General features: G+C 70.3%; 18 protein-coding genes. 8 read left to right on the forward strand and 10 right to left on the reverse strand.

Translation table 11 applies throughout. The annotated features are described in order from the left end of the window. Nucleotides 1–117 precede the first annotated feature (117 nt). Nucleotides 118–816 (forward strand): DUF998 domain-containing protein, encoded by a 699-nt coding sequence (locus tag ACWDLG_RS09680; RefSeq protein ID WP_449917891.1) that lies wholly within the window; start codon nucleotides 118–120, stop codon nucleotides 814–816. A gap of 146 nt (nucleotides 817–962) precedes the next feature. Here the strand turns inward: ACWDLG_RS09680 and ACWDLG_RS09685 are convergent, their stop codons facing one another. Further along, entirely contained in the window at nucleotides 963–1,559 is a 597-nt protein-coding gene (locus ACWDLG_RS09685; RefSeq protein WP_449917893.1) for a TetR/AcrR family transcriptional regulator, read from the reverse strand. 137 nt (nucleotides 1,560–1,696) lie between these two features. Here ACWDLG_RS09685 and ACWDLG_RS09690 point away from each other — a divergent pair, with 137 nt between their 5' ends. Next, nucleotides 1,697–2,860 carry an MFS transporter gene (locus tag ACWDLG_RS09690; RefSeq protein ID WP_449917895.1) on the forward strand — a complete coding sequence of 388 codons (1,164 nt, stop codon included), beginning with the start codon at nucleotides 1,697–1,699 and terminating at the stop codon, nucleotides 2,858–2,860. Nucleotides 2,861–2,952: 92 nt separating this feature from the next. Here ACWDLG_RS09690 and iolD read toward each other — a convergent pair whose 3' ends face one another. Genes iolD through pdxR form a run of 7 tightly spaced genes read right to left on the reverse strand, consistent with a single transcriptional unit; the run spans nucleotide 2,953 to nucleotide 10,527 of the window. Next, complete coding sequence (gene iolD / locus ACWDLG_RS09695; RefSeq protein WP_449917898.1) at nucleotides 2,953–4,761, reverse strand: 3D-(3,5/4)-trihydroxycyclohexane-1,2-dione acylhydrolase (decyclizing); 1,809 nt, start codon at nucleotides 4,759–4,761, stop codon at nucleotides 2,953–2,955. Further along, a complete protein-coding gene (gene iolB, locus ACWDLG_RS09700; protein WP_449917899.1) occupies nucleotides 4,761–5,576 on the reverse strand; it encodes a 5-deoxy-glucuronate isomerase in 816 nt (271 codons plus the stop codon). Before iolB ends, iolD begins: the two co-directional genes overlap by 1 nt. Next, on the reverse strand, nucleotides 5,573–6,436 hold the full coding sequence (locus tag ACWDLG_RS09705; protein ID WP_449917902.1) for a Cgl0159 family (beta/alpha)8-fold protein: 864 nt from the start codon (nucleotides 6,434–6,436) through the stop codon (nucleotides 5,573–5,575). The genes iolB and ACWDLG_RS09705 overlap by 4 nt, the downstream gene beginning before the upstream one ends. Then, nucleotides 6,429–7,355, reverse strand: a complete 927-nt coding sequence (iolC, locus tag ACWDLG_RS09710) for a 5-dehydro-2-deoxygluconokinase (RefSeq protein WP_449917903.1) — start codon at nucleotides 7,353–7,355, stop codon at nucleotides 6,429–6,431. Before iolC ends, ACWDLG_RS09705 begins: the two co-directional genes overlap by 8 nt. Further along, the gene (locus ACWDLG_RS09715; protein WP_449917905.1) at nucleotides 7,352–8,203 is read right to left on the reverse strand and encodes a TIM barrel protein; all 852 of its coding nucleotides are present in this window, start codon (nucleotides 8,201–8,203) and stop codon (nucleotides 7,352–7,354) included. Before ACWDLG_RS09715 ends, iolC begins: the two co-directional genes overlap by 4 nt. After that, nucleotides 8,200–9,138, reverse strand: coding sequence for a Gfo/Idh/MocA family protein (locus ACWDLG_RS09720; RefSeq protein ID WP_449917908.1), 939 nt, complete (start codon nucleotides 9,136–9,138; stop codon nucleotides 8,200–8,202). Before ACWDLG_RS09720 ends, ACWDLG_RS09715 begins: the two co-directional genes overlap by 4 nt. A gap of 42 nt (nucleotides 9,139–9,180) precedes the next feature. Beyond that, the gene (gene pdxR / locus ACWDLG_RS09725; RefSeq protein ID WP_449917909.1) at nucleotides 9,181–10,527 is read right to left on the reverse strand and encodes a MocR-like pyridoxine biosynthesis transcription factor PdxR; all 1,347 of its coding nucleotides are present in this window, start codon (nucleotides 10,525–10,527) and stop codon (nucleotides 9,181–9,183) included. A gap of 67 nt (nucleotides 10,528–10,594) precedes the next feature. Here pdxR and ACWDLG_RS09730 point away from each other — a divergent pair, with 67 nt between their 5' ends. From ACWDLG_RS09730 to ACWDLG_RS09755, 6 genes are all read left to right on the forward strand, one after another. Further along, nucleotides 10,595–11,482: a DMT family transporter gene (locus ACWDLG_RS09730; RefSeq protein ID WP_449917912.1), complete on the forward strand. Its 888-nt coding sequence runs from the start codon at nucleotides 10,595–10,597 to the stop codon at nucleotides 11,480–11,482. Between the two features lie 252 nt (nucleotides 11,483–11,734). After that, nucleotides 11,735–13,408 (forward strand): fumarate hydratase, encoded by a 1,674-nt coding sequence (locus tag ACWDLG_RS09735; protein ID WP_449917915.1) that lies wholly within the window; start codon nucleotides 11,735–11,737, stop codon nucleotides 13,406–13,408. A 276-nt stretch (nucleotides 13,409–13,684) separates the two neighbouring features. Further along, nucleotides 13,685–13,882, forward strand: coding sequence for a hypothetical protein (locus ACWDLG_RS09740; protein ID WP_449917917.1), 198 nt, complete (start codon nucleotides 13,685–13,687; stop codon nucleotides 13,880–13,882). Beyond that, complete coding sequence (locus ACWDLG_RS09745; RefSeq protein ID WP_449917920.1) at nucleotides 13,869–14,390, forward strand: DUF6879 family protein; 522 nt, start codon at nucleotides 13,869–13,871, stop codon at nucleotides 14,388–14,390. Before ACWDLG_RS09740 ends, ACWDLG_RS09745 begins: the two co-directional genes overlap by 14 nt. Further along, nucleotides 14,387–15,217 carry a helix-turn-helix domain-containing protein gene (locus tag ACWDLG_RS09750; protein WP_449918647.1) on the forward strand — a complete coding sequence of 277 codons (831 nt, stop codon included), beginning with the start codon at nucleotides 14,387–14,389 and terminating at the stop codon, nucleotides 15,215–15,217. Before ACWDLG_RS09745 ends, ACWDLG_RS09750 begins: the two co-directional genes overlap by 4 nt. A gap of 566 nt (nucleotides 15,218–15,783) precedes the next feature. Next, nucleotides 15,784–15,999: a DUF397 domain-containing protein gene (locus ACWDLG_RS09755; protein WP_449917922.1), complete on the forward strand. Its 216-nt coding sequence runs from the start codon at nucleotides 15,784–15,786 to the stop codon at nucleotides 15,997–15,999. 144 nt (nucleotides 16,000–16,143) lie between these two features. Here ACWDLG_RS09755 and ACWDLG_RS09760 read toward each other — a convergent pair whose 3' ends face one another. Together ACWDLG_RS09760 and ACWDLG_RS09765 are read right to left on the reverse strand one after the other, a co-directional pair. Beyond that, complete coding sequence (locus ACWDLG_RS09760; RefSeq protein ID WP_449917925.1) at nucleotides 16,144–16,503, reverse strand: hypothetical protein; 360 nt, start codon at nucleotides 16,501–16,503, stop codon at nucleotides 16,144–16,146. Nucleotides 16,504–16,764: 261 nt separating this feature from the next. Beyond that, nucleotides 16,765–16,953: a DUF5999 family protein gene (locus ACWDLG_RS09765; protein ID WP_354905977.1), complete on the reverse strand. Its 189-nt coding sequence runs from the start codon at nucleotides 16,951–16,953 to the stop codon at nucleotides 16,765–16,767. Nucleotides 16,954–17,074: the final 121 nt, after the last annotated feature.

The following is a 17,074-nucleotide window of genomic DNA, read 5'->3' on the forward strand; positions in this document are numbered from 1 at the left end:
TTCAGAAGTGCTTGAACGCTCATGAATGTAGCCAGAGTTTCTTGAGAGTTCAAGGACTGGGAATCGATCTACCCTTCCGTCCGTTACACCGGCACCACCCAGGGAAAGGAGGCGGTCGTGGAGGGACCCGCGCGGGCAGGGCTTGCCGCGGTGACGGCGGGCGCCGTCGTCATCGTCGGACTGGACCTCGCCTACCTCGGCGAGATCAACCCGCTCCGGCGGACGATCAGCGAGCACGGCCTCGGCGACCAGGCCTGGGTGTTCGGGCTCGGGGTGGCACTGCTGGCCCTCGGTTCCCTGGCGATCGGGATCACGCTGCTGCGCCGGAGGCTGGCGGGAGGGCCGGGTCTCGTCGCGCTCCTCGGCTGGAGCCTCGGGCTGCTGGTGGTCGCATGGTTCCCGAAGCACGACTGGTCGGTCGGACCGAGCCTGAGCGGCAGCATCCATCGGGCCGGCAGCCTGGTCGCGTTCCTGTGCCTGCCGGTGGCGGCGATGCTGATCGCGCGGACGTGGCGGCGGCATCCGCGGGCGGCGCTGGCGGCGTTCGTGCTGGGCGGCGCCTCGCTGGTGTGGGTGGCGGGCATCGTCACGATGATCGCGATCGGTAACAGCTCGGGCCTGGCGTGGTGGCAGGTGATGCCGCTCGGGCTGGTCGAGCGCGGGCTGGCGGCCACCGAGGTGGGCGCGCTGGTCGCGCTGGGCGTGTGGGCGGCCACCAGGGCGGTGGCGAACGGACCCGCCACCGCCGCGCCGCACGGCCCCGCGTCCCACCCCGGCGGCGACACCACCACCCAGCCGACAAGGGTCCCCCGGTAACCGGACCGGCCGCCGCGGGTACCCCTGACAATCCGAACCCGGCCGACACAGGCCCGCCGGCAATCCGGACCCGGCCGACACGGGTGCCGGTTACCGGGCCCGGCCATACCGCCCGATCCGCTACGGCAGGCCGGGAGAGGCCGAGGTCACCGGGCCTTCAGCCGGTCGATCACGTCCTCGACGTATCCCCGGAAGATCGTCGCCATGTCGACCTGGTCGGGGTCGATCAGCCACTGCGTCTGCAGGCCGTCCATCATGGCGATCACGCGGTCGGCGTGGGCCTCCGCGTCGAGGTCGGCGCGGAACTCGCCGCTGTCGACCGCGCGGCGCAGCGAGTCGGCCAGCGACTGCCGCAGCCGCCGGTACCGGTCGCGGGCCCAGGTGTGCCCCGGGTGGTCGGCCGTGACCGCCTCCCCGCTGATCACCGAGAACAGCTGGACCAGGCCGGGCACCCTGGAGTTGTAGTCGACCACGTCGGCCAGCGCCCGCAGCGCCGCCGCCCCGCGCGCCTCCCCGAGGTCGAACCTGCGCGTATCGACCTCGTCGCGATACTCCAGAACGGCGACGAGCAGCAGTTCCTTGCTCTTGAAGTGGTGGAGCAGCCCGGCCTGGGTGAGTTCGGCCCGCTCGGCGATCCTGGCGAGCGAGGCCCCGCGATAGCCGTACTCGGCGAACTCCTGGAGGGCGAGGGCGAGGATGCGCTCGCGCCGCGCCTCGCCTGCGGCATATCCCCGTCGACGCACCCGGACACCCTAACAGGATCACGAAACAGCCAAAAACCTACTGACTACTTGGCATTGCTGGCAGGCTCTAGCGCGGAGGGCCGGCAGAGGACTAACCTGACGCAGCCTCATGTTTCCCCCCGAACAGGGAGGTATCGGTGCGTCACCGCCAGGCCAGAACGGCCACCTTCGCGGTCTTCGCCGTCCAGGGTCTCAGCTTCGCGACGCTCCTGACCCAGGTCGCCACCTTGCAGGACAAGCACGGCCTCAGCGAGGGCGACCTGACCCTCCTGCTGCTCGTGGTACCGGTGCTGGCGGGGGTGGGCAGCGTCGCGGCGGGTGCCCTCGCCGCCCGCAGGGGAAGCAGGTGGCTGCTGCGGCTGTCCCAGCCCGCCGTCGCCGTGTCCGTGGTGGCCGCCGGGCTCGCCGCCGAGACCCCGCACCTGCTCGCCGCGCTCGCGCTGTTCGGGCTGGCGGTGGGCGCGGTCGACGCGGGCATGAACATGCAGGGCGTGGCCGTCGAGCGCCTCTACGGCCGGGCGGTACTGAACGGCTTCCACGCGGCGTGGAGCGCGTCGAGCCTGGCCGGGGCGCTGTGGGTGGCGCTGGCCAACGGGCTCGGTCTCACCCTGCCCGTGATGATGGCCATCCCGATGGCGGTCGCCGTCCTGGGCTCCCTCCTCGCCGCGCCCCGCCTGTGCACGATCGCGGAGGAGAAGGCCCCGGCGCAGGCCAAGGGCGGCGCGCCGGGCGGGGTCCGGTGGGGGCCGATCCTGCCACTGTGCCTCGCGATGGGCTTCCTCTACGTCGGGGACGCCGCCGTCTCCAACTTCCACGGCGTGTTCATGGAGAACATCCTGGCCGCGAGCGCGAGCGTGGCGCCCCTGGCATACGGGGCCTACCAGGGGGCCACCCTCCTCGTCCGGCTCGGCGGCGACCTCACCGTGCGACGGTACGGCCCGGCGGCCATCGTGCGCATCGGCGGTGCGATCGCGACGATCGGGTTCGCCGGAGTGGTGTTCGCCCCCTCCCAGCCGCTGGCGATCGTGGCGTTCGGGCTGACGGGGATGGGGCTGGCGGTGGTGGCGCCGCAGTCGTTCTCCGCGGCCGGGCGGCTGGACCCGGCGGGCACCGGGGTGGCGATCGCGCGGGTCAACCTGTTCAACTACGTCGGGTTCATCGTGGGAGCGGCGCTGGTGGGCGGGATCGCCGACTCCTCGGACATGCGGGTGGCGTTCGGGGCGCCGCTGGTGCTGGCGGGGGCGATCGTGGTGCTGGCCCGGGGCTTCGAGCCGCGCGTCACCGCCCAGCCGGTGGCCTGACGGGATGCGGACCGCGTGTGCCGGCCAGACCATGAGGGCGGTGTCGGCCTTTCGACCTGGACCCGGTCGGGGCGGGGAGGGAAAGGGCTCGGCTACAGGTAGGGGTGCTGGGTGCGTTTGGCTTCCCGGTACCGGTCGTAGATCTCGCCCGGCTCCTGGGCGACCGGCACGTCCCACCACGCCCCCGACGGCGGCGCCGACGCGCCCGGCAGCGTCTCCACGTACACCACCGTCGTCCTGGCCGCCTCCCGCGCCTTGGCCAGCGCCGACCGCAGCGACTCCCGGTCGTCGGCCCTGAGCACGTCGGCGCCCAGGCTGGCCGCGTTGGCCGCCAGGTCGACCGGCAGGTAGGCCCCGTCGAGCTGCCCGGAGGGGCCGCGCATGCGGTAGGCGGTGCCCAGCCGCCGCGCCCCGACGGACTCCGACAGGTTGCCGATGGAGGCGAAGCCGTGGTTGTCCACCAGGACGATGACCAGCTTCACCTCCTCCTGGATCGCGGTGGCGATCTCCTGCGCCATCATCAGGTACGACCCGTCGCCGACCAGCACGAACACCTCGCGCGCCGGCGCGGCGAGCTTCACGCCGAGCCCGCCGGCGATCTCGTATCCCATGCAGGAGTAGCCGTACTCGACGTGGTACCCCTTCGGGTCGCGGGGCCGCCACAGCCGGTGGAGGTCGCCGGGCATCGAGCCGGCCGCGTTCACCACCACGTCGGTCGGCTGCATCGCCGACCACAGATCTTCCAGCACCGCCTCCTGGGTGAGGGAGTCGCCGGCGCGGACGGAGGACCACCAGGACGCGGCCAGGGCGCCCGCCTGCGCGGTCCACTCGGGAGCGGCGCGCCAGCCGTCGGCCGCCAGCGCTTCGAGGGCCGAGCGGGCGTCGGCGACGAGCATGGTCGCGGCGTTCTTGGCCGCGTCGAAGGCCGTCACGTTGATGTTGAGGAAATGCGCCCCGCCGAACAGCGTGCGGGAGGCCGTGGTGAAGTCGCTGTACCTGGTGCCGATGCCGATGACGAGGTCGGCGGTGCGGGCCAGCTCGTTGGCGGCGGCCGTACCCGTGTGTCCGATGGCGCCGACGGCCAGGGGCGAGTCCCACGCCATCGCGCCCTTGCCTGCCTGTGTCTCGGCGACGGGAACGCCGTGCTCGGCGGCGAAGGCGCGCAGCGCTTCGGTGGCGCCGCTGTAGATCACGCCGCCGCCGGCCACGATGAGCGGCCGGGAGGAGGAGCGCAGCAGCTCGGCCGCGCGGGCCAGCGCCGCGGGTTCGGGGGCGGGGCGGGCCACGTGCCAGACGCGCCGCTCGAAGAGCGCGGCGGGCCAGTCGTAGGCCTCCGCCTGCACGTCCTGGGGGAGCGCGAGGGTGACGGCGCCGGTCTCGGCCGGGTCGGTGAGCACCCGCATGGCCTGCATGAGCGCGGAGGGAAGCTGCTCCGGCCGGTTGATCCTGTCGAAGTAGCGTGAGACGGGCTTGAAGGCGTCGTTGACGCTGACGTCGAGGGAGCGCGGGTCCTCCAGCTCCTGCAGCACCGGGTTGGCCGCCCTGGTGGCGAAGATGTCGCCGGGCAGCAGCAGCACGGGAAGACGGTTGACGGTGGCCAGCGCGGCGCCTGTCACCATGTTCGTCGCGCCGGGACCGATGGAGGAGGTGCAGGCGAAGGTGGACAGCCGGTCACGCATCCGGGCGAACCCGGCGGCCGTGTGGACCATCGCCTGCTCGTTGCGGGCCAGGTAGTACGGCAGCGGCACGTCCTGCGTCGCCAGGGCCTGGCCGATCCCGGCCACGTTGCCGTGCCCGAAGATCCCGAAGCAGCCCTCGACGAGCCGGTGCTCGACGCCGTCGCGCTCGGAGTACTGCTGGGCCAGGAAGCGCACCAGCGCCTGCGCCACGGTGAGTCTCATCAGTTCCTCCCGAACGGGAGCCGGGGGTCGGCCGGCTGCTGTTCCCACGTGCCGCGGATCCAGGCGTGGCGGGGGTCGTCGCAGAAGGCCATCGAGCGTTCCTCGGCCGGGCCCGCCAGCACGTTGAGGTAGTACAGGTCGTAGCCGGGGGCGGCCATCGAGGGGCCGTGGTAGCCGCGCGGCACCAGGACGACGTCGCCCGACGACACCTCGGCGAGCACCTCGTGACCGCCGTAGACGCGCTGGTAGCCGGGCCCGCCCTCGAAGTAGTAGATCTCCTCCAGCACCGCCTCGCGCTCGGAGGCGGTGTCGTGCTTGTGCGGCGGGTAGGACGACCAGTTGCCCTCGGGTGTGAGCACCTCGACGGAGACGAGCTTGTCGCATTCGAAGGCGTCGGGCGCGCAGAAGTTGTTGACCTGCCGGGAGGCGTGTCCCGCGCCGCGGATCTCGACGGGGACCTTCTCGGCGGGGCCGTACCGGACGGGGAAGCGCCGGGTGGCGACCGCGGACGGCAGCGCGAACCGGCCCTCGCCGACGATCCTGACCTCGGCGTTGATGGGCAGGTAGGCGAAGTCGGTGACGGAGGCGAAGACCGAGCGGCGCCCCTGGAGCGCCACCCGCACGCCGTCGGCCTCCACCATGCACGAACCGGACAGCGGCAGTACCAGCATCTCCTCCGAATCCGTCGTGAAGGAGACGGTCTCCCCCGACAGGTTCAGCGTGCGCAGCCCGGAGTAGGTCCACCCGGCGGTGTCCGGGGTGATCTCCAGTGCCCACGGCGAGCGAGCGGTGCTGCCTGCCGGGATGAACGTCATGAGTCCTCCAGCATCGCGACGGCGTTGTCGACGGCGGCGGCCACGTCGTCGTCGGGCGGGTAGAGCAGCGCGCGGCCGACCACGAGCCCCCGCACGCCGGGCAGCTTCAGCGCCTTGCGCCAGGCGGCGTAGGCCAGGTCGGGCGTGTCGCCGGGGTCGCCGCCGAGCAGCAGCGTCGGCAGCGTGGTCGCCTGCATGACGCGCTCCATGTCCTCGACGACGGGGATCTTCAGCCAGGTGCGGGCCGAGGTGGTGCCGAGCGCCTGGCCGACGTTGATCGCCCTGATGACGCCCTCGGGGGTCAGGTCGTGCCCCGAGCGCCGCGACCAGAACGGCTCGACCATGGCGACCAGCCCCTCCCCAGCCAGCTCGCTCACCGCCTGCGAGCAGGCCGCCAGTGTGGCCGCGGTGTCCTGCTCGTCGACGGCGATCCTGCACAGCATCTTGCCGCCGTCGAGCCGCATGCGCACGATCGCGGCCGTGTCGTAGGCCGTGAATCTGTCGTCGAACTCGAACACCGCGCCCTGGATGCCGCCGCGGTTCATCGAACCGATGACCACCTTGTCGTCGAGTTCGCCGAGCAGCAGCAGGTCCTCGACGATGTCGGGGGTGGCGAGCAGGCCGTCCACGCCGGGTCTGGCCAGCGCGGTGCGCAGCCGGTCGAGCAGCTCGATCCGGCTGCCCATGGCCAGCGGCCTGCCGCCGACGCCGAGCGCTCCGCGCGCGGGATGGTCGGCCGCGATGATCATGAGCTGGTCGCGCTCGCCGAGCAGCGGCCTGCGCCTGCGGACGGCCGCCGCCTGCGCCACCCGCTCGGGATGGCGGGCCCTGATCTCCCTGATCCGCCGGTAGTCACCCATGCGCGAGCACCTCCTCGACGGTGGGCATGGCGGGGGCGCAGGCCAGCCGTCCCGCCACGATCGCGCCCGCCGTGTTGGCGAAGCGCAGCGTGCGTTCCAGCGGCCAGCCCTCCAGCAGGCCGTGGCAGAGGGCGCCGCCGAACGCGTCGCCCGCGCCGAGGCCGTTGACGACCTCGACCTCGACGGGCGGGACCTCGACGCGCTCGGCGGCGGTCATGCCGATCACGCCCTCGCTCCCCCGTTTGATCACCGCCAGTTCGACGCCGGCCTCCAGCAGGATCCGGCCCGCCTTGTCGGGGTCGCGGGTGCCGGTGGCCACCTCGACCTCGTCCACGTTGCCCACCGCCACGGTGACGTGGGCGAGGGCCCGGCGGACCTGAGGCATGGCGTCCTGGGCCGAGGCCCAGAACATCGGCCGGTAGTCCAGGTCGAGCACGGTGTGGACGGCGCGCCCGCGCGCCCGCCACGCGGCGAAGTGGGCGGCGCGGGAGGGCTCCTCCGACAGCCCCGTGACCGTCGACCAGAACAACCTGGCCGTCCGCACCGCGTCGAGCGGCAGCTCCTCCGGGCGTATCACCAGGTCGGGAGCCTTGGGATAGCGGTAGAAGTACAGCGGGAAGTCCTCGGGCGGCCGGATCTCGCAGAACGTCACGGGCGTCGGCAGCCCTTCCACCTCCGTCACGAACGAGTCGTCCACGCCGTAGGAGCGCAGCGCGTCGTGGATGAAGGCGCCGAACGGGTCGGCGCCCGTCCTGGTGATCACCGCGGCCCGCTCGCCGAGCCTGGCGGCGGCCACGGCGACGTTGGTCGGCGATCCGCCGAGGTACTTGCCGAACGTCTCGACCTCGCGCAACGACACCCCGACCTGAAGGGGGTAGACGTCGACCCCGACCCGTCCCATCGTCAGGACGTCGATCATGCGAGGCCGCCCAGGTAGGCGATGCTCTGCCGGACCCCGTCGCGCGGGTCGTCGCGGTCGCCCGTGAGCACCACGTCCTGCTCCATGACGTACCAGCCGGCGTAGCCGCTCGTCTCCAGCGCCGCCACGATGCCCGCGATGTCGACGTCCCCCTGGCCGAGCGGGCGGTAGATCCCGATCCGCACCGCCTGCGTGTAGGTGAGGGTGCCGTTGCTGACCTGCTCGGCGAGGCCGGCGTCGACGTCCTTCAGATGCACGTGCGCGATCCGCCCCGGGTCGCGACGGACCAGTTCGAGCGGATCGGTGCCGCCGATCAGCAGGTGCCCGGTGTCCAGGCACAGCGGTACGGCGGAGCCGTCCACCACCCTGTCGACCTCCTCGCGCGTCTCGACCATGGTGCCCACGTGCGGGTGCAGGGTGACCGGGCGGTCGAACGCGCGCGCCTCGGCGGTGATGCGGTCCAGGTTCTCCAGCAGCGTCTTCCATCCGGCGGCGTCGAGGTCGGGGCGCTGGTCGTAGCCGCTGCCCCCGCTGTCGGCGGCCAGCACCATGACGTCGACGCCGCCCTCGGCGAAGTCGCGCATCCTGGCCCGCAGGCCCGGAACCGGATCGTGCTCCGGGTCGTGCAGGACGACCGGCAGGAACCCGCCGGCGGCGTGCAGGCCGTACTCCTCCAGCAGCGCCTTGCGGTGCGTGGGCGAGGGCGGCAGGAAGCCGTCGGGGCCGAGCTCGGTGGCGGTCAGGCCGAGCTCGCGCATCTCGGTGAGCACCCGCTCGCGGTCCAGCTGGTGCCCCCAGCCGGGTACCTCGCACACACCCCATGAGATCGGCGCTCCGGCGATCCTCATCTCCTGACCTCCTCGACGGCGACGACGCGGCCTTCCCTGCGCGACTTCTCGGCGGCCTCCGCGATGTACAGCGCCGCGAGCGCGTCCTCGATGGAGCACGGGCTCGTGTCGCTGGTGAGGAAGCCGTCGATCTCCGCCACGTAGGCCGCGCGGAAGCGGGTGACGAAGTCGGGCCATGGCTCGCCGGGCGGCTGCAGGCCCTCCGCGCTGGTCAGCGGGGCACGCGGGTCCAGGCCGACGACCTGCGTGCGGCGGGTGCCGGCCAGCTCCATCCGCACGTCGTAGCCCGCTCCGTTGTACCGGGAGCCCTGGAGGGTGACCAGGGTGCCGTCGTCCAGCGTGAGCAGGGCCGCGCTGGTGTCCACGTCGCCCGCCTCCCTGAAGAATTCGGCACCCCTGTTGGCGCCGGTGGCGTACACGGTGGCCACCTCCCGGCCCGTCACCCAGCGCAGGATGTCGAAGTCGTGGATGTGGCAGTCCCTGTAGATGCCCCCTGACATGGGGATGTACTCGGCGGGCGGAGGCGCGGGATCGGCGGTCAGCAGGTGGACCCTGTGCAGGTCGCCGAGTTCTCCCTCGCGCAGCGCGGTGGCGGCCGCGACGTAGCCGGGGTCGAACCGGCGCTGGAAGCCGATCTGGACCCTGCTGCCCTCCGCGGCCGCCAACACCTTCAGCGTCTCCTCGACCGTGGGAGCGACCGGCTTCTCGCAGAAGACCGGGATCCCGAGGCGGCAGGCCTTGATCAGCAGATCGGCGTGAGTACTGGTGGGCGTGGCGATGACCAGCGCGTCCGCCTCGAACGGGTCGCCCTCCCTACCGTAGGGAGAGCTGCGCACCGGATCCCACACGATCAGGTCGTCCACCAGCGGGTGCGCGGTCAGGGTCGCGGCGTGGAATGCCCCGATTCTTCCTAAACCGAGCAGACCGACACGCATGGCGCCTCCCAGGAGTCGGGGATCGGATCCCTTTCTAACCTTCTATCCCTTTCTTTGTCCAGACATTCTTACCTTTACTCGTCGTACCACGTCAGCGGCGTGATGAACGGGCAGGCGGGCGAAGCCGATGACGATCGCGGGCGACCCTCCGGCGAAGCGCATCGGCCCGACGGGCTCGGCGGACAGCCCCTCCGCCTCGGCCGCGGCCACCACCTCCCGCTCGTCCCAGTGCTCGGGCAGGCCGACGAAGACGTGCAACCCCGCCTCGATGCCGCCGACGCTCACCTCGGGCAGGTGCTCGGCCAGCGCCCTGGCCAGGGCGTCACGCCGCTTCCTGTACTCCCTGCGCATCCGGCGCAGGTTGCGGTCGTAGCCGCCCGACCGCAGGAAGTGGGCCAGGGCGTACTGCTCGACGACGGGAGAGCCGAGGTCGAACTCGGCCCTGGCCCGCCGTACGGCGTCGGCCAGGTCCAGGGGGGCCGCGATCCAGCCCAGCCGCAGCCCCGGAGCCAGCGACTTGCTGACGCTGCCCGACAGGATCACCCGGTCGGGCGCGAGGCCCTGCAGGCAGCCCACGGGGTCGCGGTCGAACCTGAACTCGGCGTCGTAGTCGTCCTCCAGCACCATGCCGCCCCACTCCATCAGCGCGGCCCTGCGCGCGGGCGAGAGCACGACGCCCGTCGGGTACTGGTGCGCGGGCGTCACCAGGACGGCCGCCACCCCGTCCAGGGCGGTGACGTCGAGGCCCTCGGCGTCGACCGGGATCGGCACCAGCTCGGAGCCCGACCTCCTGAGCAGCGGCACCTGGCGGTGGCTCGTCGGGTCCTCGACGCCGAGCCTGGGGCCGTTCAGCACGTGCAGGATCAGGCTCAGCCCCTGGGCCACCCCGCCGACGATCACCAGGTTGTCGGCGGTGACGTCGGCGGCGCGCACCCGCTTGAGGTAGGAGGCCAGCTCCTCGCGCAGCTCGATGACGCCGCCGGGATCGCAGTAGTCGAAGGCGTCGCCGGGCACCGTGGTCAGCACGTGCTTGACGGCGGCCAGCCAGCGTTCGCGGGGGAAGGCGCTCAGGTCGGGCGAGGTCGGCCGGTGCCCGTAGTAGGGGGCGCGCTCCCGCGCGGCGACCGGTTCCGGATCCCTGCGGGCGGTCGCGGCGACCACGGTGCCCGCGCCGACCCTGGCCAGCAGGAAGCCCTCGGCGACGAGCTGCTCGTAGGCCTCGACCACGACGCCTCTCGACAGGCCCAGATCGGCGGCCAGCTCCCTGCTGGCGGGCAGCCGGGTGCCGGGTTCGAGCCGGCCCTGCCGGATGGACTCGCGCAGGTGCCCCGCGATCTGCGCGGAGATCGCCCCCAGATCCCGATTTATCGGTATATGAAGGTCGGCCAATTGGTCCCCGCTTTCACCGCATCATTGGACTGTCTGGGCGAACCATTCGATTCCTAGCATGCCGTACATGAGAAACGGCGTCATCGGAGCAGCCTCCGCCATGTTCCTCGTCGGCACGCTCGCCGCGGTCTCCGGAGTGATCCAGGACTACCCGGTGTACGGCGGGCAGGCCGTCCGCTACCTGGCCGCGGCGGTCATCCTGCTGGCCGTCACGCGCATGGCGGGCCACCGCTTCGTCAAGCTCACCGCGCGGGAGACGCTGCTGCTCATCGGCCTGTCGGTGTTCGGCCTGGTCATCTTCAACGTGTGCGTCATCGAGGCCACCAGGCATGCGGGTCCTGCCCTTCCCGGCACGGTGCTGGGCACCGTGCCGCTCGTCCTGGCACTGGCCGGCGGGCGGCCGGCGCCGCGGCTGCTGGTGGGCGCGGGGGTCGTGGTGGCGGGCGCCACGCTGGCCGCGGGTCTCGGCAGCGGCGACCTGCCAGGGCTGCTGTGGTCCCTGGGCGCGCTCGTGGGGGAGGTCAGCTTCTCCATGCTGGCCATCCCCCTCCTGCCGAAGCTCGGCGCGATGCGCGTCTCGGCCTACTCGACGGCGCTGGCCGTCCCCTTGCTGGCCGTGATCGGGCTGGTCGTGGAGGGCCCCGCCATGCTGCGGACGCCCACCCTCGCCGAGGGGCTCGGCTTCGCCTACCTCGCGGTGGTCGTGACGACGATCGCCTTCTTCCTGTGGTACTCCTCGCTCCCCAAGCTGGGCCCCGGCAGGGCAGGGCTGTTCGCCGGGCTCATCCCGGTCGGCGCGATCGTCACGGGGCTCGCACTCGGCGTCGCGGTGCCGACCGCGCCCGACCTGCTGGGGGCGACGCTGGTCATCGCCGGGATCATGGTGGGGCTCAGTGGTGGCGCCAGGTACGCCGATGCGGGTGGTGTTCCCCTGCCGGCCACTGGCCGCTCTTGATGCCCGTCAGCACGATGGCGACGACGGCGAGGCCGAGGGCTCCGGCCATGAGGAGCGCAAATCCGAGCACGAAGAAAATGGGCACATCCATGACGTCCTCCTCCCTCAAGCGTTCGGCGGAGCGGCCCCACAAGACACCTCTTTGACCCCATAAATCGGAAAAATCCGTTATGGGATGCCTCTGGTGACCGGTGGTTCTTCCTCGCACGCGCCAAGCCGTACCCTCTAGGAGGACCGAAAGGATCGAGGGACATGCCCGAGTTCGACTACACCGACCTGCTTCCGCTTGGCGCCGACGACACCGAGTATCGGCTGATCACCAGCGAGGGGGTGCGGAAGGTCGAGGCTGCGGGACGCAGCTTCCTGGAGGTCGACCCGGAGGCGTTGCGGCTGCTCACCGAGACCGCCGTCCACGACATCTCGCACTTCCTGCGTGCCGGCCACCTGGCCCAGCTGCGGAAGATCATCGACGACCCCGAGTCGAGCGGCAACGACCGGTTCGTCGCGCTCGACCTGCTCAAGAACGCCTCCATCTCCGCCGGCGGCGTGCTGCCCATGTGCCAGGACACCGGCACGGCGATCGTGATGGGCAAGCGCGGCCGCCACGTGCTGACCGACGGCCGCGACGCCGAGGCGATCGCGCGCGGCGTCTACGACGCCTACACCAAGCTCAACCTGCGCTACTCCCAGATGGCTCCGCTCACCATGTGGGAGGAGAAGAACACCGGCACCAACCTGCCGGCCCAGATCGAGCTGTACGCCGAGGACCCCCACGGCCACGCCGACGAGTACAAGCTGCTGTTCATGGCCAAGGGCGGCGGCTCGGCCAACAAGTCGTTCCTCTACCAGGAGACCAAGGCCGTCCTCAACGAGAAGCGCATGCTGGCCTTCCTCGAGGAGAAGATCCGCTCGCTCGGCACCGCGGCGTGCCCGCCGTACCACCTGGCCGTGGTCATCGGCGGCACCAGCGCCGAGTACGCGCTGAAGACCGCCAAGTACGCCAGCGCCCGCTACCTCGACTCGATCCCGACCGAGGGCGCGGCCTCCGGCCACGGCTTCCGCGACCTGGAGATGGAGCAGAAGGTCTTCGAGCTGACGCAGAAGCTCGGCATCGGCGCGCAGTTCGGCGGCAAGTACTTCTGCCACGACGTCCGCGTCATCCGCCTGCCACGGCACGGCGCCTCGTGCCCGGTGGCCATCGCCGTCTCCTGCTCGGCCGACCGGCAGGCCCTCGCCAAGATCACGCCCGAGGGCGTCTTCCTGGAGAAGCTGGAGACCGATCCGGCCCGCTTCCTGCCCGAGACGACCGACGAGCACCTGTCCGACGACGTGGTGAAGATCGACCTCAACCGGCCCATGCCGGAGATCCTCGCCGAGCTGACCAGGTACCCGGTCAAGACGCGCCTGTCGCTCACCGGGCCGCTGGTGGTGGCGCGTGACATCGCGCACGCCAAGATCGCCGAACTGCTCGACGCCGGCGGCGAGATGCCCGCCTACCTGAAGGACCACGCCGTCTACTACGCCGGTCCGGCCAAGACCCCCACGGGCTACGCCTCGGGCTCCTTCGGCCCCACGACCGCCGGCCGCATGGACTCCTACGTCGAGCGTTTCCAGGCCGCGGGCGGGTCCAAGGTCATGCTGGCCAAGGGCAACAGGTCCAAGCAGGTCACCGAGGCGTGCCAGAAGTACGGCGGCTTCTACCTCGGCTCCATCGGCGGCCCCGCCGCCCGCCTGGCGCAGGACTGCATCAAGAAGGTCGAGGTCCTGGAGTACCCGGAGCTGGGCATGGAGGCGGTCTGGAAGATCGAGGTCGAGGACTTCCCCGCCTTCATCGTCGTCGACGACAAGGGTGACGACTTCTTTGACCAGCGGCAACTTGACGGCGGAGCCACCTTCATGGGCATCCCCACCCGAAACCGCAGCTAGATGGGCGCTGTCGTTGGATGCTCCTCACTCCAACGGACGAGGGCCTGCGAGTTCAGAGGACTCGTCGTCGTCAGCCGGTCAAGGCGTCTGGACTAACCTCCCACGCCTTGGGGCGCGGCTGAGAGCCGTCCAAGCCTCCGCCCGCGCATCGGGGCGGGGGCTGCCGTCTATCCCCAGTCCCACAGCCGAACGGGGTTTCCTGTTCTCTCAACTCCCGACGCTTGACCCTGCCCGGTGATCCCCGAAGCATGGGATCACAGACACAGAGGAGCGGGCATGAGGCTCACCAAGGTCGGCGGTACCGAGGGCTGTGACGACGGCACCTGCCCTACCGTCTTCCGGAGTGACCGGGGAACGTACGTGATCCAAGGTGCCAGAGTGCTGGACGATCACGGATTAGCGATTCCTGATCACGAAACGATTGTCGAGATCCCCGAAGAACTCCTTCGGAAGGTTGCCCGTGATCTCACCTGAGGAGTTCGGCCAACTCTTCGAGAGCTTCGACCGTGAAGCCTTTCGGCTGGAGACGCTGAACCACTACGACTCAGCGGGAACCCGCATCGGCCTCCCTGCCTTCCTCGCCGGCGAGGAGGAGCCCGAGCAGTTCAGGAACTCTCCGTGGGTAACGACGGTGAGCAACGCCGTACAGGCGGGCAAGCGCATGTACCGGGTGCATGTGGTGACCACTCCGCTTACGGATTACCTCCGGTTCGAGTTCGCGTGGGGCTACCACCGCAACGCCAAGGCGGGGGAAGAGTTCTTCGTCCTGGATCTGGCCGAGCACGACGTGTCCGGACTTCCCGATCACGACTTTTGGATGTTCGACGAACGGACGGTCGTCCGCATGTACTACGACGGCCAGGGAGCATTCACCGGGGCCGAGATCCTGCCCGAAGCGCAGGCTTCGAAGTACATCCAGCACCGGGACCTGGCCCTCAAGCACGCCGAGCCGTTCGCTTCCTTCTGGGAGCGTCACGGCTGAACAAGGAAGACCTTTCGACAGCCCTCCGGGAACTGCGCGAAGCCAGCGGCCTACCCGCCAAGGCAGTTGCCCGGAGTGCCGTCATGTCTCCGTCCAAGCTGAGCAAGATCGAGAACGGGCATCTTGCCCCGTCCCTCACGGACGTAGAACGCATCCTCACGGCCCTTGAGGTCTCCGAAGAGGTCAAGGCCGGATTCATCCAAGCTGCCCGCAGAGCAGCAACAGAGGTGACGGCATGGCGTCTGTACCGGCGTATGGGGCCGCACAAGAAGCAGATGCAGATCCAAGCCGTAGAAGCTCAGACGGCATTCCTAAGGCTCTTTCAGTGCTCTGCCATCCCCGGGCTACTCCAGACGCCGGAGTACGTACGGGCCGTCGTCGGACGACGGAACCTCACGCCCGAGGAGACGACGCGCACCGTGGGAGCGCGATTGGAGCGCCAGACCGTTCTGTACGACTCGGGAAGGTCGTTTCACTTCCTGATCACCGAGTCAGTTCTACGGTGGCGCATCCTTCCCCCGGCGATGATGGCCGGGCAGCTGGACAAGCTCGTATCCATCTCGCGCCTGGCCAACGTACGGATAGGCGTCGTGCCGCTGTCGGTCCCCCAGACCGACCTACCGGGTACGTCGTTCTGCATCTTCGACGAGCGGCTGGCGACTGTGGAGACGCCACACGCGGAGATCGTCACGACCGATCCCCGCGACGTCGGAACGTACGTCACCAAGTTCGAGGGCTTCACTCGGGTAGCCGTCCATGACAACGAGATGACGACTCTCATTGAGCATGTCCGGGGCGAGTTGTTGACAGGACAGGAAAGCCCCTAGGCCGCGCTGTCAGGGCTTTCCTACCGTCGGGGCATGCCCTCCGGACAGACAGCGCTGAGTCACTGCGATCGCCAGGCTCGGTCTGCCAGCTCTGGCATCCCTGCGGAGCCAGAGAGCGCGATCAGACGTGCCGCCGTCGTGGACCTGTGAAGAGTACCGGGAACACATGCTCCGGCTGCGGATCGTCACCCAAATGAACAGGGACGACATCGTGTGCGCCGCCGATGCTCCGGCGCTGCGTCGGCGAGTTGCCGACGTCGAAAGGGTCACACCCCTCCAACTGGCTACCCGCCGGCCCCGCAGGCGGGCGCCCCTCAGGGCGGTGAGCTAGCTCGATGACGCCTGACGAACTCAAGACGAAGTACGGCTCCCGACGGCATGGCCTACTGCCTGTCCTCCTCGCGCGGAACCTGGATGGCCTGACACCCCGGCTGGACGAGCAAGCGGCGCGTGCAAAGCACCGGCCGCCCCCATAGACGCGCGGCCGGCGTCTGGCAGACGCATCCAGCCGCCAGCCGTGCCACCACCTCGGGCCGCCCGGTCCGAGTGCGAAGGAAGGCAGGTAGATGGATCTGTATGGGAAGGATCTCGGTTCGCTGAAGTTCCGCCGCCTGTGCGGCGGCAACAACAACGAGGACGGCGAAGGCGAATCCTGCGTGGAGATCGCCCCGATTCCTGGCGCGAGTGACGCGTTCGCCCTGCGCGACAGCAAGCGCCCGGATGCCGGGACGCTCCGGTTCACCAGGTCCGAGCTGGAGGCGTTCCAGAAGGCGACCATCTAGAACGCCACCAGAGACGGCCCCTGCCCGCCTGAATCAGGCAGGGGCCGTCCCCCTTCGACACTACGGGGAACGATGCACTGGCACGCTTACACGTGGCTCGGCAACGGGGCCGACCTGGCTCGTGAGGCTGAACGCCGACCCACCTCACCGGACTTCGTTACTTCTGTCCTGCCGCCGATGCGGACGGGTGAATGGCTGGCCAAACCCGCTGCGCGGATCGCCGAGACGTTCGATGACGCGGTCAAAGCCGTCGAATGGATGTCCCAGACGTACGCTCGGCACCGCGACGCGGGAGACAAGATCCCTTTGGAGTGCCGTGAGGCTCTGGCTGCCGACCTGTTGCCGCGCGGGGTGGATGTCCAATGGGGCTCCTGGCTGTCCGGAGGCCGCTTCATCACGGTCGGCATGGTCTGCTGCCCGAACAGGCACGTGAACCACCCCTGCCCCCGGTGACAGCCGGTAGCCGCCGGCTTCCATGATGGGCCGGTGCTCGGCCTCGAACACCCCTGCCACCTACAGGGGCACGGTGACGGCGTCCACTTGACGGTCGTAGTCGCGAGAGTGCCCTCGCCTGGTCAGCCAGCTCGGTGATGAATCCCAAGCCGGTGGCCGGACACCCTTCGACGGCGTACGGCATGCCGGGCGGTGCCCTCAGGACGGTGGGTGGTGCGCCAGGTGTGAGCGGCGTCGGTGGTGCGCCCTCTCGGACGGGTGACGGCTCACCGCGGTGTGGCCGGTCTCGGACGACCGCACCTGCGGGATGAGTCAGGCGGCGACCAGGCCGCGGTGGGGTGCGATGACGGTGCCGTCGGGGAGCAGCAGGCCGGTGTCCTCGAACAGGACCACACCGTTGCACAGCAGGCTCCATCCCTGGTCGGGGTGGGCTGCGATCACGTGCGAGGCTTCACGGTCGGCTGCGTCGGCGGCCGGGCAAGCGGGTGAGTGACTGCACATCATGTACCTCTCAGATGACTCTCCTGATCCTTCATGTGGTGGGCCTCGTTGCCCTGGTAGGTCCCCGGCGCGCTGGAGATCGTCTCTTTTCTCCCCCAACGCCTCCGGGGTCCCGCCTAGT

It is taken from the genome of Nonomuraea sp. NPDC003727 (genome assembly GCF_053586935.1).